Below are 583 nucleotides of genomic sequence, written 5' to 3' on the forward strand. Positions count from 1 at the left end.
CGCCATGGAAGCTGGCATCAGGGCAATCATCCCCGCCAATGCACGCTTCAGCAACGCCGAATCGGCACCGTCTGACTCGGCAAACAGGTTTCTACCTGCGCTGTCTATCATACTGATATGCACATGCATTCCACTACCGGCATAATCCTCATAGGGTTTGGCCATAAAGGTGGCATGCATATTGTGGTTTTCTGCCACCTGCCGCACCAGGCGCTTCAAAGCCAGCGCATGATCGCAAGCCTGCAAGACGTTATCGGTATGGTTCAGGTTCACTTCGAACTGGCCTGGCGATGCTTCCGCCACCGCGCCATCGGCTGGCAGCCCCTGCATCTGTGCCAGCCTGTCAATGTCGTTCAGCACCCCGGCAAAGTGGTTGAGATTATCCAGCGAATAAACCTGGCTCTGTACGTTACGCTCTTGCGTTCCAGGCGCACAAGGGGGTTGCAGATCACCTTCGGAATCCCGTTGTCGATCGATGAGATAAAACTCCAGCTCTACCGCTACCACCGGGAATAATCCACGCTGGCGCAACGCCTGCCATATTCGATTCAGGACATTGCGAGGTTCAACGTCAAAGGGAGTA

The 583-nt window shown here is 55.1% G+C and carries 1 pseudogene; it reads right to left on the reverse strand.

Annotation, left to right across the window (positions count from 1 at the left end):
• Window positions 1-583, reverse strand: a pseudogene (locus tag IV04_RS24495) (glutamine synthetase); the annotation flags it as partial.

It is taken from the genome of Serratia sp. Ag1, assembly GCF_000743355.1.
In the GTDB taxonomy this organism is placed as follows: domain Bacteria; phylum Pseudomonadota; class Gammaproteobacteria; order Enterobacterales; family Enterobacteriaceae; genus Chania.